We start from the raw sequence: 15888 nt of genomic DNA, 5'->3' as shown, positions 1-15888 counted from the left end.
TGCTTTTACTAAGTAATTGTTACTCTTCAAGTAACACACATTTGTTATTTAGCACATCTTGTTCCACCGTTTTAAATTTCACGTCCTTCTTGACAGATCCATCACTGTAACGTACTGTCACCCGGTCGTTTCGACCATGTACTTTCTGAGAAGCTAAGGGTTGCGTCACTTCTACCTCTTGCCGGGGGGCATTCGCTTGTTGTGAATCCCTATTACCAATCAACGACCTGGACTCCTCTTTCTGTTCTTGATACGCTTGTTTTTGGGCGCGTTGTTCACGGGCTTCTCTCACTTCATCAGAATCCCGAACGGCCAATTGGCATTTCGATAAGAAAGCAGTAGTATCTCCGTTGATAGTTCCCAGAAATTCTTTAAACAGCTCAAATGCTTCAAATTTATAAATCAACAAGGGGTCTTTTTGCTCATGTACCGCATTTTGTACCTGCTGCTTCAGCTCATCCATCTCGCGTAAATGCTCTTTCCAAGCGTGGTCAATGATGGCCAACGTAATATTCTGTTCCAGCGTTTTTACCAATTCACGGCATTCTGTCTCTTTTGCCTTTTCCAGGTTTACCACTACATTGATAAATCTCGTTCCATCCGTAAAAGGCACGGAGATGTCTTTCACTGTAGCTCCTCTCTCCTCATAAATTTTGGCAATTACCGGATAGGTCTTCTCTGCAATGTTTTTGTTTTTATTCTGATAATGCTGATAAGCCTCCTGATAAAGTTTTTCCGTAAGAGCTTCCGTATTTCCTTGATCAAACTCTTCTTTTGTAATCGCTGAGTCTATACCAAACAGGCGAAGCCCTTCTAGTTTAAACCCGTCATAATCGCCTTGGAATCCTTCAATGATATTTTGAGATACCTCATAGTACATGGTCATAATATCCAGCTGGAGGCGTTCACCGTACAAGGCATTTCTTCTCCGGCTATAAATGACATCCCTTTGAGAGCTCATCACATCATCGTACTCCAACAAGCGCTTACGAATGGCGAAGTTGTTTTCCTCTACTTTTTTCTGCGCTCTTTCAATGGACTTACTGATCATAGAGTGTTGGATCATTTCTCCTTCCTCCAAGCCCAAACGGTCCATAATTTTGGCTACTCTATCCGAGCCGAACAAACGCATCAAGTTATCTTCCAAACTAACAAAGAACTGAGATGCTCCCGGGTCTCCTTGACGACCGGAACGCCCTCTCAACTGCCTGTCTACCCGTCTTGATTCATGTCTTTCCGTACCGATAATGGCCAATCCACCGGCTTGTTTGGCTTCGGGAGTCAACTTAATATCCGTACCGCGACCCGCCATGTTGGTGGCAATAGTCACTGTGCCCGGAATACCGGCTTTAGCCACCACATCCGCCTCCCGGGCGTGTTGTTTAGCATTCAATACCTGATGCTCAATTTTAAGTAACTTCAACAAGCGGCTGAGCAATTCCGAATTTTCAACCGAAGTAGTACCCACCAATACCGGGCGTCCTTCATTGACAAGTTCCTGAATTTCCTCTACGACTGCATTGAATTTTTCCCGGACTGTTTTATATACTTTGTCTTCCCTATCGTCCCGGACAATCGGCCGGTTAGTAGGAATGACGACCACATCCAATTTATAAATCTCCCAAAACTCTCCGGCCTCTGTTTCTGCCGTACCCGTCATACCAGCCAATTTGTGGTACATACGGAAGTAGTTTTGCAGGGTAATCGTGGCATAAGTCTGGGTGGCATCTTCAATTTTCACACTTTCTTTAGCTTCCAATGCCTGGTGCAAACCATCCGAGTACCTACGGCCTTCCATGACACGGCCGGTCTGTTCATCAACAATTTTCACCTTCGAATCCACCACAATATAATCCACATCTTTTTCAAACATGGAGTAAGCTCTAAGCAATTGGTTTACAGTGTGGATCCGTTGGGTTTTCGCGGTATATTCTACTACGGTTTCTTCTTTTTTAGAAAGGCGCTCTTCCGGTGAAAGGGATTCATCTTTCTCAATTTCGGCAATTTTACTTCCGATATCCGGTAAGACAAAAAATTCTATGTCTTCCCCTTCTTGCGTAATCATTTCCAAACCTTTCTCGGTCAGGTCGATGCTGTTATTTTTCTCATCAATGGTAAAATACAAGACCTTATCGGCTTCCGGCATCAACTTGGAATTTTCCTGCATGTAGTAGTTTTCCGTCTTTGTCAACACCTGTTTGATCCCTGTCCCACTCAAGTATTTAATCAACGGTTTGTACTTGGGAAAGCCCCGGTGAGCTCTCATCAAAGCCAATCCTCCTTCTTCCTGATTTCCTTCCGAAATCAACTTCTTCGCTTGATTCAGTAAGTCAGCCGCCAATTTTCTTTGTGCCATCACAATTTTCGACACCCTCGGCTTCATTTCATAAAACTCATGCTCATCTCCTTGTGGTACAGGCCCGGAGATGATCAAAGGCGTCCGGGCATCATCCACCAACACCGAATCCACCTCATCGACCATTGCAAAATGATGTTTGCGTTGCACTTGTTCTTCCGGATTCCTGGCCATGTTATCACGGAGGTAGTCAAAACCAAATTCATTATTGGTTCCATAAGTGATATCGGCTTTATAGGCGGCAATCCGTTCGGGAGAGTGCGGTTCGTGTTTATCAATACAATCCACTTTCAAACCGTGGAACTCAAACAAAGGAGCCATCCATTCGGAATCCCGTTTGGCCAGGTAGTCGTTCACCGTTACGATATGTACTCCCCGTCTGGCCAAGGCATTTAAGTATGCAGGCAAGGTAGCCACCAACGTTTTACCTTCCCCGGTAGCCATTTCGGCAATTTTTCCTTGGTGCAAGACCAAACCACCAATGAGTTGTACATCAAAATGCACCATGTTCCACTCCATCTCATTGCCGGCAGCAATCCATTTGTTGTGCCAGGTAGCCTTTCCGTTTTCGATTTGGACATGCGAGCGGGTAGCCGCCAACTGTTCGTCATGTGGAGTAGCATTCACGACCAGCTTTTTATTTTCCGTCAACCTGCGGGCGGTTTCTTTGACTACGGCAAAAGCTTCCGGTAACATCTCCATCAGAATTTCTTCCAGTTGATCGTTCCGGTCTTTTTCGTATTGATCTATGGTATCAAAAATTTCTTCTTTTTGATGAATGTCCAAGTCAGGATTGTCCTCTACTTTTTGGTGCAGATCCTTTAACTTCTGATCTATTTCAGACAGGTACTCATCAATCTTTTGCTTGATTTGTTGAGTTTGATCCCGCAGTTCATCATCCGATAAAGACTGCAATTTCTGGAAAGCGGCATTTACTTCCCCTACATACGGGAAGAGTTCTTTTAAGTCTTTATCTGACTTAGTCCCAAAAAACCTGGTGACAATTTTAGTGAGGAAATTCATTATTTATTCTCTTTTAAATGCTTATCTGGATGTATGATATATTTAAACTAGTCTACCCTTAATTCAATCCCCGGGCAGATCATTTACCTCATTTTTGAAGCCGGCAAAACCCTATTAGGCAAAGAAAAATATTATAACAACCGAATAAAAGTCTTTGCAACTAAAATGCAAATTTACACTTTGTAGCAGAGTTATTACACAGCTATAGCATAGATACAAGCTTTTCTTTTTGATTTACAATATCTTACCAAAAAAAACGGGATTCTTACCAAAGTTGTAAACCGACACGAAACCCTGCCAATACGTCAGCCTTTGTCACAAGACCTGGGAATATTCCGGGCTTTTATTTACCGTTGCCTCCCCGGAAAGTGAGTTTCCGGCCTAATGCATTCAGATACAGGCATGATGTAAAACATCCAGCAAATTGAATAATAAAATCCTGAAAAAGGAAATTAGGGGGAAGAATTTTCAAAGAGAAGCCTATTAACTATCTTCCAACAACTTTTTGATCACTACCTGGCGGTAGGTTTTTCCTATGGGCAATTGCTTTCCGGCAAGCTCTACCATATTGCCTTCGATAGAACGCACTTGCTTAAAGGCAATGATATACGATTTGTGAATCCGGATAAATTGATCTGCCGGAAGGATTTCTTCCAGTTTTTTTAAAGACTCCAAGGTAATAATGCGTTGGTCTTGGGTATAAATGGAAACATATTCTTTCAAGCCTTCGATGTATAAAATATCCCGGAGGTCGATTTTATAAATCTTATGTTCGGATTTTACGGTGAGAAATTTAGGCAGGCTTGTCAAGGAGTTTTCGGTTACTTGTTGGCTCAGTTGCCGCAAGTGAAGTTGTTCGGTGGCTTTATTCACCGCCTTGGCAAACCGCTCAAACGAAAAGGGTTTGACCAAATAATCAATTACTCCTAATTGATATCCTTCCAAAGCAAAATCGGCATAGGCAGTCGTAAAAATCACCAAAGGAGGTTGCGAAAGAGATTGTAGTAACTCCACCCCGGTGAGTTGAGGCATTTGAATATCCAGAAAAACCAAGTCTACCGAGTCTTTTTGCAAAATTTCCACCACCTCCAGCGGTTTTTGACATTTGGCTACCAGTTCTAACTGAGGCATCTTCTGAATATAGTTTTCAATCAATGTTAAAGCCAAGGCCTCATCATCTACTGCAAGACATCTCACTTTCATCATATTCCTACTTGTTACCAGTCCTAAAAAATAATTTATTCCTTATCTTTTGGTTGCCCTTTCCAAATTTCCAGATGCACTTCGAAGCGCCCTTCTATTTGTTGAATACTCAACAAATGAGAGTGGGGATATAGTAATTTCAAACGCCTCTTGACATTTTCAATTCCGATTCCTCCTACCCGGTCTTTGATGTATTTTTCCGTAGGCACACTGTTTTTTACATCAAATTGCAGATGATCCGCATCTGCCACCATCTCAATCTTTACCCAGCCTTTATCGATATCCTCAATTAAACTGTGTTTAAAACTATTTTCAATAAACGGGATAAACAACATCGGCTCTATCTGCAAGCCTTTGGCCCGGATATCAAAATTTGCCCGGATATTTAAATTTTGCTCCCCTTTGATTTTTTGCAAGTCAATATAATTCTGAATATACTTTATTTCTTTTTCCAAAGGCACTTTTTCCGCATTGCATTCATAAATCAGGTAACGCAAAATATCCGAAAGTTTCAAAATCACCTCCGGAGCCAGCTCCGACTTGATATAAGATAATGTATAGGCGTTGTTCAGGGCATTAAACAAAAAATGCGGATTGATTTGGGATTTGAGGAACTTCATTTCAGCCTCCAAATTTTTATTTTTCAACTCACGCGCTTCTTGTTCTTTTCGGTAATTGATCCGGGAGGTGGCATATGCCGTACTACCAAACAACACTCCTAATGACAACATGACATTAAAGAGAAAGACCGGATGAAATAATAAAAAATGAGGGCGGCTCCTGCGCCAATTAAAACGGGGAGCCCGTTTCTCGCTTCCTTCCGAAGGAGGGGGCGGCACCCGTAAAGCCAATTCTTTTTTCAAACGCTCTTTTTGTGCTTTGAAGAGGTAAAGATTGCCCGTATTGATTCCATAAGGATCAGCTTTTAAGCCCAGATAACTTACGGAGAATAACAACATCAGAATTGTTAGAAAATACAGGAAATACTTCTTCCGGGTAAACAGAAGAGGAATAAGCAAACCTATATTCAAATAGGCCAAACCTACTTGAAAGGATAACTGTACGGCAGTCTTAACAGCCGCCTTCTGTATGGGCAGCCGTTGATAATAAAAATAAGTAAACAGGGCCAACAGACCCAACCACAAAGCAATGTGGTAGAGAACGAGTTGACGGTTTTGCTTTAAGAACAAGAGCCACGACTTCATCTGTCAAAATTACTCATCTTTGTACGGGCCGTCAATATTTTTCAACCAACGACCCGGTTTGCCCCTTCAACTGGTGCTCATACTCAAAGAAAGAGCATGGACTTTCCCATCAATAACCTTCGGACTGAGGTTTCTTTCCTTTGATTTAAACATCTGGCCCCTGGCAATCACTTGTTGAATTCTTAGGAGCTTTCGTTGAAATTATTCACAAGCATTTTACTACAAAGGGTATCATTGTATCAACAAACAACCAATTCTCCTTGTAAGTCAACACCTTACCATTCACTAAATAATTTTAATGCTTTATGAAATCGAACTTAAAAATCAACTTTGTTTCCTTAAGTTTTGTCTTCTGTTTGCTCACAATGCCTTTTGGAACATCCTATTCACAAACGGAAACCGAACCGGACAGAAAAATACAATTTGCCCAAGCACGGAAAGAAATGCATGAATATTTCAAAACGAATATTCAACCGGTATTACAAACCCAAAGAAACAAATTAGATACTTATCTAAGTGCACAGGAAAAAGAAGAGATCGTTGAAATCAGGGCCGCATTGAAAGCTATGCACGAGGAACACAATGCCCTGCGAAAGAAGGGACAAAAACGCCCAGATTTCAGGACGTTGAGTGAAGAAGAAAAGCAAGAAAGGTATCTACAACGCAAAGCTCATCGGCAATTAATGAACCAAGCTTGGGAAATTGCGGGCAACCATGAAACGGATATTCTCAATTTATTCGAAGATATAAAGCAGGAACATCAGCAATGGAGGGAAGAAATCAAAGCCATAATGGGTAAGTTCAAAAAAAAGCACCCGGAACAAAAGGATGAAGAGAATCATAAAAGGCACCGATCCAGACACCACAAAGGCCCTGGGCATAGAGCAATAGGGCTATTGCACAGCGAAGTGCATTTTTTACTTTGGGCCCCCAATGAGGATGCTCTTCCATCCATAAATAAGGAAATGGATCTGTCCGTATTCCCGAACCCTTCCGCGGAAACCAACCGGCTGCATTTTTCCATAAAAAAAGAAGGCTTGGTGAAAATCACCCTGCACAAGGTAAATGGAGACCTGGTGAAAACATTACTGAATGAACCCAAAGCCCCGGGATCTTATACCGAAAACTTCGATATCAGTACACTCAAACGAGGAGTCTATATGTATAAAATAGTGACACCAGACGGTACCATATCAAAGCGCTTTGTCAAAGAATAAGGTGAAATACTGTCGAATCCCCAAAAAGAGCCTTAAAAATAGAAAAAAGCAACCATGAATCATGGTTGCTTTTTTCTATTTAGAATTATTTTCAAGAATCGAATTAAAAAAAACAGAAATATACCATAAAAATAGTATTTTTATATATATTTACACATCTGCTTATCACAGCAGATATTTTCGAGGGAAAGCACAAAAAAATTACCATTTTTTTGTGAAAAAGAAAAAACATGTTTTAATTAGCCCTTGATTACTAAAATGAGCTTTACAGAACAATTGAAAATTGAAAAGTTAAGTTAGCCAAGAAGGGAAAGCCAAAGTAAAGCTCTGACTTGCAGCAATCTGCCTTTAGGTTCTACAAGTTTTAATTTCGGAAATAGTTAGTTGTAAGATAATAATTGTAAAAAAGTGTGGTTTTACTGCGCTTTTTTATTTTTTTGTAGCAACTTAAAAAGTAAAAGGGGCCATATCAGCCCCATGAGCCTTATACAAGAGCAGCTCGACTTATAAGATCGTAAGTGAGAAGGCAAAAAGAACATATGTATATACAAACATTCACTCAACCGGAAAGGTTATCCATCAAATTCCCAAAACTCGGTTTTCCGTACAAAAACCAAACATTGTTATTCAATTAACTTCAAGTGTGATTTCGGTACTTTTTAAAGAATTTACCGATGATAACTCACCCTACCGTTTCCCTGCTTCATCACTTAGCTCCCACTTTCGTTTTTGGAGATCAATTATACAAGTAGTATTTAAGGGCTAGTTGCCTAAAGGATTCAGCTTCTGCTTCCCAAAGTGCTTTGATAGAAGCATAACGAAACTGATTTGCCTCTAATAATTGTCGAATTCTGCCACTGCCTGCAACTTTATCAAACATTGTCAGCCTGGAAGGATCGCAAAGTTGAAAAACATTTTTATCCGGATACAACCGGTGGTTCACTTGTAAAAAATAAAATTGAATACTGGAGAGTTCTGCCTTTTGCCAATCAGTAATATGCACTTGTACACCATGTACTTCTTTGCCTGCATATACATTGTAATAGGGCTTAAAAGATATTGGCCGGAAAGTTACTCCCGGAAGTTGTAAGGCATTCATCTGCTTGGCCATCTCTCCGGCATTGATCCAGGGAGCGGCAAACACCTGGAAAGGCAAAGTATACCCCACTCCGATGGACACAACCTGCAACTCTCCTAAGATGCCCGACACCGGATAATAATCTGCGGAATGTTTATGAGGAATATGCGGAGAGGTAGGCACCCATTCCAAGCCTGTATTTTCAAAGGACATTTCTCTTTTCCAACCCTGCATTTGTACTACTTTTAAGTTGCAAGTGTGCGCTAAAAATTTTTCCAAGTTCAACAAATATGCGAGCTCTCCACTGGTTAAGCCATACAGGTAAGGTATTTTAAATTGACTGACAAAAGAGATAAACCCCTCTTGAACCAGACTTCCTTCTATCCGCTTCCCACCTAAGGGGTTCGGCCGATCCAAAATTACCACTTCAATATTGTTTTCTGCGGCAGCTTCCATCACCAAGCCCATCGTACTGATATAGGTATACGAACGACAACCAATGTCTTGAATATCGTAAACCAATACATCGATTCCTTGTAGCATTTCCGGGGTTGGCTTCCGGGTTTTTCCATAGAGAGAATATACGGGAAGCCGGGTTTGGGCATCGGTATAAAATGCCACATATTCCCCTGCAGAATAATTTCCTCTCACACCATGTTCAGGGCCATATAAAGCTACTAAATTGACATTGCTCGCTTCAAAAAGAATATCCACCGTAGATTTCAATTGACTATCTACTCCTGTTGCATTGGTTACCAGGCCCACCCGCTTACCTTCTAACACATCAAAATTCCGTTCTTTCAATACTTCTATGCCTAGCTTTACTTTCGGAATTTGCCCTACGCATTCAAAAATCAACAGTAGGGAAAGTAAAAGTGTCATGCCATATTTGATTCGATTCATCATGTATGTAGTTGGTTGAATGAGATACTCAAAAATAATAAGGAATCATCAGGCCACCTCAAAGGAATATGTTTTTGCATCGAAACCGGTTTGTACAAGCTTTAATAAATACCTTTCACCCTAGAAGAAAACCGTTAATACCAAAGAATTTTCCTCCTTTCGCCTTTTTGATCAAATAGCTTGGAATACTCTTATTTTCCTATAATTTTGTACTCTCTAAAGAAAAGAATACTCATGAAGCAATACTCTTTCCATAGTAAATCCAGGCACAGCCGAATAAAGATGGCTGGAAAGAGCTATATTGCCTATACACCCGGGATAATAAACTAACATACATATATTTCAAAAATATCAAATCCCGGATCATCAGCTTCCGGGATTTTTTTATAAATAAATTAAATAAGCAAATTCATGCTCTTACAGTGTACCACCTATACCAAGACTACTTCTCACATTCAGCTAAATTACCGGATGAAGGATAAGTGTTTTGTGTTACACAGGGCTGGCCGAATGAGCTTTTGAAAAGCAAAGATTTCAAGATAAATCATAAAACCGGCCCGCTGACAAGGCCGGTTTTTTTATTCCGTACCTAAAATAAAAACCATTTCTAAAAACTATGAAAACGACTTTCCGGAACAGTGCATTAAACAAGTGCACTGTTTTTCAGAAAGATACACCCAGCCATGAAAACTGATTTTTCCTTTACAATCATCCTTGATCCGGCAAGTCTTTCCGGAATTTAATATTCAGCAAGCAATACACAACTGACTTCTCAAGTGGAGAAGTCAGTTGTTAACTTCAACCCTACTCACTCAAAGTATATTGAATACATCATGGCTCTCTCAGGAAAAAAATTAATCCGGCTCGGATATCCGGAAGGCCCCGTCATAGGGTTAGCCTTAAGTGTTATACAACAGCATTATAAAAAACTCAAAAAAGAAGAACTCAATATCCTGCTAAAGACAGTCCTGGAAAACCCTTCGGAATATACGGAACACGAGTATTTGGGAAGCATTGCAAAATCCCTCTTACCTCCCCAAGGCACCCCTAAAAGTTTTGAACTTCGAAAAAACAATCCGGCCTTCGCTATCTACGGAGGAGCAGATATTGAACCCATTGCTCTCAATCAGATGGAAACAGCGATGTGCTTGCCCATTGCACAGGAAGGCGCCTTAATGCCCGATGCTCATCCCGGCTATGGCTTGCCAATTGGCGGTGTACTGGCCACACAAAATGCCGTGATTCCCTATGGAGTGGGTGTTGATATTGGCTGTCGCATGTGTATGAGCATTTATGACCTTCCCACGCAAAAGCTGGAACAAGATAAAAATACCTTTACCAAAATGTTGATGGACCATACGCGGTTTGGTCATGCCACTTTTCAGAAACCCATCGATCATGCCGTGCTGGAACGGAAAGAATTCAAAGAAATTCCTATTGCACAGTCTCTTAAAGACCGGGCCTATAAACAGATCGGTTCTTCGGGAGGAGGAAACCACTTTGTAGAATTTGGCTTGGTAGAGATTGTAGATGCACACAATGAATACCAACTTCCATTAGGTGAGTACCTGGCAGTACTTTCCCATTCCGGTTCCAGAGGGCTGGGAGCCAGTATCGCCAACTACTATACCAAGCTGGCCATGCAGACCTGCCAGCTTCCTCAACATGCCAAACACCTGGCCTGGCTGGATCTTGACAGCGAAGCGGGACAAGAATATTGGCTGGCGATGAACTTGGCAGGTGATTATGCCTCGGCCTGCCACCATCAAATTCACGAAAGGCTTTCTCAAGCCATGGGCGAACAAGCCCGGGTCAGGATTGAAAACCACCATAACTTTGCATGGAAAGAGCAAAATGCGCAAGGAGATGAAATCATTGTACACCGGAAAGGCGCGACTCCGGCGGGCAAAGGGGCACTTGGCATCATCCCCGGCTCTATGACAAGCCCCGGGTTTATTGTACGAGGGAAAGGCAACTCCCTATCCATTAACTCCACTTCTCACGGAGCCGGAAGAGTCATGTCCCGCACCAAGGCAAAAAAAAACCTGTCGGCTAAAGTCGTCAAACAACATTTGCAAAAGGCCGGCATCACCTTAATCGGTTCAGGCTTGGATGAAGCCCCTATGGTATACAAAGACATCCATCAGGTGATGGCGCATCAAAAAGAACTGGTAGAGATTATTGGAAAATTCATTCCTAAAATTGTCCGGATGTGCGGAGATCACCGCTTTATAGAAGTGGATTAAATCATTGCACACGGCAAGAAACATGAAAGGTGAAAGGAACAGGTCAAACGGATCAGAATGAAGCTTTTTCTACCTTCATGTGAGGAGCTTTTCACAGGTTTTACCCGGCAGGACTTTGTTGTTTTCAGACATGAATGATTTATCTGCGTGGATTTTTTATTACTTTTGGGCGAATGTAGCCGCCAAGGCTGTACAAAAGCATTTATTCGCTTAACCCAAGATTTAACAGAGTGCGATTTGCAGATATTATAGGGCTTTCTGAAGTAAAAAACACCTTAATTCATTCGGTGAAATCCAACCATGTTGCACATGCCCAATTATTTGTGGGAAAACCCGGCAGTGCAAATCTGGCCATGGCTTTGGCTTATGCCCAATATGTAAATTGTGAAAACAAACAGGAAGACGATGCCTGTGGCGAATGTGCCGCTTGTAATAAGATCCAAAAGTTCATTCATCCGGACTTGCACTTTATCGTGCCTACGGCTACCACCAAAAGTATTCCCAAACGCACAGACGCAGTTTCACAGGCTTTTGCCAAAGAATGGCGTGCTTTCCTAGCCGACAACCCCTATGCGTACCTCTCGGAATGGTCAGCTTATTTTGGGGCTGAAAACAAGCAATGCATCATTCCCAAAGAGGAAAGCCGGAACATTATCCGTACTTTATCCATGAAAGCCTTTGAAGCTGAATACAAAATCATGTTGATTTGGCTTCCGGAATTAATGCAAGCTCCCGCAGCCAATGCCATCCTGAAAGTACTGGAAGAACCCCCGGCCAAGACCTTGTTTCTATTGGTAAGCAATAATACGGATGCCCTGTTAACCACTATTCTCTCCCGGACACAACCGGTTCAGATTCCTCTTTTTAGCGATGAAGAAGTACAGGAATATTTAGAACAACAACTGAATGTCCCTCCGGAAAAAGCTCTGCAAACCGCTCATATTGTAGATGGCAACCTGAACGAAGCCATGAAGATTGGAGCGGATGTACACGATGAAAATGAGGAGTACTTTAAACAATGGATGCGCGAATGTTTTAAATCCGACTTTACCAAATTGGTGGATTGGGCTGACCGCTTTCAACGCTTGGGAAAAGAGACCCAAAAAAGTATATTTCAATACGGACTGACCTTGCTACGGGAAACGATGCTCTATAAATTTGCAGGCGAAGAGACCTTACGGGTCAGCGGAGAACAGAAAGAATTTATCAAGAATTTCTCAAAAGTAATCACCAATCAGAACCTGGAGCCATTGGTAAATCATTTCAGCCAATCACTCTATCACCTGGAAAGAAATGCAAACCCCAAGATTACTTTTCTGAATTTATCGTTACAAATCGTACAAATCTTTAAAAACTGGCAGCGATAAAACTCTGCAAACCGACTTTCCTTACAACTCTCTTTATCCAAAGCCTTCTCTTCGCCTACATTTATGCACAGCAGGTACCAGAAAGGAAACCGAAGCGGTAAATCGGTGTTAAGTAATTAGTAATTTACTCAAACCTATACGAACCATGATCAAAGATGCTATTTACCCGGTAGATATTGATTTTGAATATAAACTATGGAAAAACAGACTGTCTTATTATCAAAATGAATTGTTGATTTTACAGCACCGGCTCAAAGAATTGTTGGATGAACATCCCGAATTACTGGAAACAACGCAACGTTTCAATAAATTGATCGATACCTTTATCAGCCGTGAAATCCACTTGCAAAACCTCATTAAGGTACAAGAGGAATCCATTGATTACTATTTAAAAGACTACCCCATTTCTCCCTTGCACGAACATTTCAGAGAACATGAAAAAATCAAGGAAAATATAGAGCAGTTGGATGCAGAATACGCTATTTTTTTTGATGAGTTTATTGAAAATTTTAACCGCTATTAATGCTTGCGAAATATTCATTCCAGCCATGAGTGAAGTAGTGATTAAGTAAGTCATCGTAAATTAAAATTAACCTACCCTCTGAGTTTTGACTTGCAATAATTCAAGGCTAAACTTTTCAGCAAAAGCCCTTAGTTGCCATTCACTCTTTCACTCATTTTTCAAAAAACTGATTATTAAAACTACAGCTTGCGTTAAATAGGAAAGAATACCTATAGGAATAAAGACGGAAATCCTCCACTTTTGCAGCTCTTAAAACAAGTGCCTATACATCAACTGGCTTTAGAAAATACCCGTTATTATTATTTTGGGAAATTGGAAAAAGAGGCTTTTACGGCTGGCATTTACAATGTAGAAGGCACGGCTGCTTCAGGGGAAAATACCATTTCCTGTGTTCTCCAAACATTTGACAAGTAAGGTGAGTTAATTGCAATGCAGGAAATTGCCAAAGGTTTTTCACCTAGTTTGACGACTTTGATTTTCCAAACTTCCCTTTTAAAAGAAAATAATTTATATACTACGTTGGTCAGAAAGGATTTTTTCCATCCTTTGGATAAAGAACTACTATACCGGTTTGAAACTCGCAAATCCTTTTCAATAGGGTTTGACGGACAAATCACACATAACCCATAGAAAACTTATGAAATACGACATCCACTGGTTAATTAATCAACAACAAAAAACAATCAAATACCTGTTTTTCTGGGGACATCAACCAGCCCAAGACGGGAGCATCAGTGCCAGCTGCTTAAGTCAATGGTGGCAAGCTTCATTTATAGTAGAGGGAATCAGCTACCCCACAGCCGAACATTGGATGATGGCGGAAAAGGCCCGTTTGTTTAAGGATATGGAAATACTGGAAAAAATCATTCGGGCTTCCGGCCCTGCTGAGGCAAAAAAGTTAGGAAGAAAAGTAAAGAATTTCGACCAACATCTTTGGGAAGCCCAAAGATATGACATTGTAAAAGAGGGCAATTTTCATAAATTCTCACAACACCCCACCCTTAAAACATTCTTGCTAGGTACTGTAGGCCGGGTATTGGTAGAAGCCAGTCCGGTAGACAGGATTTGGGGAATCGGAATGGCCAAAAGAGACAAAGGTGTTGAAAACCCCGAGCAATGGAAAGGGTTAAACCTACTGGGTTTTGCCTTGATGGAAGTACGAGAAATGTTATCGGGCTCCACTCATTAGCCCCTGAAAGTATACCTTATAAAAAAACCTGCTTGAAACGGCAGGTTTTTTTATTATACATGGTATACATGTAAATTTATTTCGTCACTTTATTTTCCTGATTTTCCAGGTTAAACAAGTCATTGAGTACATCTACCAGGGTTTCTGCTTCATCTCTTTTACACGCGGCTTTTAACTGCAATACCGGAATGCGAAGAATCTTATTCATCATGTTCCGGGTGAGTTTATCCACTTTTTTGAATTGTGCATCGTCCATTTGTTTCATGGCCTTCTTCAATTCTTCCTGACGGATATCCTCCAATGCTCCTTTTAACTTTTGAATGGTAGGGCTAAATACCATTTCCCGGGTCCATTCTCTAAACTCAGCAATCGCTTCCTCTACAATCTGTTCTACTTGAGGCACTGACTGCATTCGCCGCTTAAGTGCCTGACTGGCCCTGTTTTGAATATTGTCGATGTTGTACACCAACACCCCCGGTACGTCTTCCACTTCTTTTTCCACACTGCGGGGAACCGACAAATCTATAAAACATTTGAAAGCCAGACTGCTGACCTCTTCCACCTTCGACTTCGTAAAAAACGGAGTGGATTTGGAAATGGAACTGATAATCACATGCGCTTCCCGGGCTTCTTCCCAAACCTTTTCAAAAGGGACTGCTTCAAAGCCACAGGTTGCTGCTAGCGCCTGAGCTTTACTCAAGGTGCGGTTGGTAATTTTGACTTGGCCTAAGGTACTATCCGCCAAGTTCCTCACAACGTCCGTCCCGATTTCTCCCAGTCCAACCACTAACACTTTCGGCTCCTTTACATCGGTCGTCAACTCCTGTAACAACTCTACACCGGCATAAGACGTGGATGCCGCCCCGTCCCGGAAGGGAGTTTCCTGTACCACACGCTTATTGGTAAAGAAAATCGTATGCATCAAACGGTGTAAAAAAGGACCGGCCATCTCAGCATCTGCCGACCACTGGTACGCTTTTTTCACCTGATTGGAAATTTGCAGATCGCCCACTACTTGGGATTCCAGCCCCATTGCCACCCGGAAGAGATGCCGGATTGCCATTTCGTGCTCCTTGATCCGGATAAAATACTTTTCCAAATCAGCGACATCACCCATCTTTTTTTCAATTCCCAAGAGTTTGATCAACCAATCGGAATGGTCTTCCTCGGAAGAATAGTATATCTCAGTGCGGTTACAAGTAGAAAGGATTAAGGCCTCATTCAGGTTTAGTACGTCTTTTAACTTTTCCAACAAGCGCTCACATTCCTCTTGCGACAAAGATAAATGTTCCCGGATGTGAATAGGGGTTGTTTTGTACGATACGGATATTGCTTTAAATTGACCCTGCATTACGGCTAATAGCTTTGTGTAAAACTTTGACAAAAATAAAGTATAAAAGGTACTTATTAAAAAAGCAGTCGGAAAGAAATTTAAATTTAGAACGAATCTAGTAGGAGAGTTGGTAAGCTTCAATGACTTTTATCATGTTTTTGCTAATATTCTTGGTATATGCTTTGAATTATAGCACTTTTCTTATATTCTTTATGCACTTACACGACAAGATCGTTAGGAAAAGA

Annotated in this window: 11 protein-coding genes; 6 read left to right on the top strand and 5 right to left on the bottom strand. The window is 41.3% G+C overall.

All coding sequences use genetic code 11. The annotated features are described in order from the left end of the window. Positions 1–19: 19 nt before the first annotated feature. The 3 genes from secA to AAG747_RS09845 all read right to left on the bottom strand — a co-directional run bounded on the left by secA (position 20) and on the right by AAG747_RS09845 (position 5787). Positions 20–3382 carry a preprotein translocase subunit SecA gene (gene secA / locus AAG747_RS09855; RefSeq protein WP_346821304.1) on the bottom strand — a complete coding sequence of 1121 codons (3363 nt, stop codon included), beginning with the start codon at positions 3380–3382 and terminating at the stop codon, positions 20–22. A gap of 480 nt (positions 3383–3862) precedes the next feature. Beyond that, on the bottom strand, positions 3863–4585 hold the full coding sequence (locus tag AAG747_RS09850) for a LytR/AlgR family response regulator transcription factor (RefSeq protein WP_346820994.1): 723 nt from the start codon (positions 4583–4585) through the stop codon (positions 3863–3865). A 32-nt stretch (positions 4586–4617) separates the two neighbouring features. Continuing rightward, the gene (locus AAG747_RS09845) at positions 4618–5787 is read right to left on the bottom strand and encodes a sensor histidine kinase (protein WP_346820993.1); all 1170 of its coding nucleotides are present in this window, start codon (positions 5785–5787) and stop codon (positions 4618–4620) included. A 305-nt stretch (positions 5788–6092) separates the two neighbouring features. Here AAG747_RS09845 and AAG747_RS09840 point away from each other — a divergent pair, with 305 nt between their 5' ends. Next, entirely contained in the window at positions 6093–7004 is a 912-nt protein-coding gene (locus tag AAG747_RS09840; protein ID WP_346820992.1) for a T9SS type A sorting domain-containing protein, read from the top strand. 736 nt (positions 7005–7740) lie between these two features. On the opposite strand, the gene AAG747_RS09835 is transcribed toward AAG747_RS09840, so the two are convergent. Beyond that, positions 7741–8988 (bottom strand): exo-beta-N-acetylmuramidase NamZ family protein, encoded by a 1248-nt coding sequence (locus tag AAG747_RS09835; protein WP_346820991.1) that lies wholly within the window; start codon positions 8986–8988, stop codon positions 7741–7743. A gap of 773 nt (positions 8989–9761) precedes the next feature. On the opposite strand from AAG747_RS09835, the gene AAG747_RS09830 reads away from it, so the two are divergent. The 5 genes from AAG747_RS09830 (at position 9762) to ybiA (ending at position 14310) form a co-directional block, all read left to right on the top strand. Then, positions 9762–11231 carry an RtcB family protein gene (locus AAG747_RS09830; protein ID WP_346820990.1) on the top strand — a complete coding sequence of 490 codons (1470 nt, stop codon included), beginning with the start codon at positions 9762–9764 and terminating at the stop codon, positions 11229–11231. Between the two features lie 230 nt (positions 11232–11461). Continuing rightward, positions 11462–12598 carry a DNA polymerase III subunit gene (locus tag AAG747_RS09825; protein WP_346820989.1) on the top strand — a complete coding sequence of 379 codons (1137 nt, stop codon included), beginning with the start codon at positions 11462–11464 and terminating at the stop codon, positions 12596–12598. A gap of 145 nt (positions 12599–12743) precedes the next feature. Further along, on the top strand, positions 12744–13121 hold the full coding sequence (locus tag AAG747_RS09820) for a hypothetical protein (RefSeq protein WP_346820988.1): 378 nt from the start codon (positions 12744–12746) through the stop codon (positions 13119–13121). A 240-nt stretch (positions 13122–13361) separates the two neighbouring features. Beyond that, positions 13362–13535, top strand: coding sequence for a hypothetical protein (locus AAG747_RS09815; protein WP_346820987.1), 174 nt, complete (start codon positions 13362–13364; stop codon positions 13533–13535). A 223-nt stretch (positions 13536–13758) separates the two neighbouring features. Beyond that, on the top strand, positions 13759–14310 hold the full coding sequence (gene ybiA / locus AAG747_RS09810) for a riboflavin biosynthesis intermediates N-glycosidase (protein ID WP_346820986.1): 552 nt from the start codon (positions 13759–13761) through the stop codon (positions 14308–14310). A 76-nt stretch (positions 14311–14386) separates the two neighbouring features. On the opposite strand, the gene hemA is transcribed toward ybiA, so the two are convergent. After that, positions 14387–15661: a glutamyl-tRNA reductase gene (hemA, locus tag AAG747_RS09805; protein WP_346820985.1), complete on the bottom strand. Its 1275-nt coding sequence runs from the start codon at positions 15659–15661 to the stop codon at positions 14387–14389. Positions 15662–15888: the final 227 nt, after the last annotated feature.

It is taken from the genome of Rapidithrix thailandica, from assembly GCF_039710355.1.
GTDB lineage: Bacteria > Bacteroidota > Bacteroidia > Cytophagales > Flammeovirgaceae > Rapidithrix > Rapidithrix thailandica.
The sequence above is the reverse complement of the archived record's forward strand: the minus strand, read 5'-3'. Positions and strand labels throughout refer to the sequence as shown.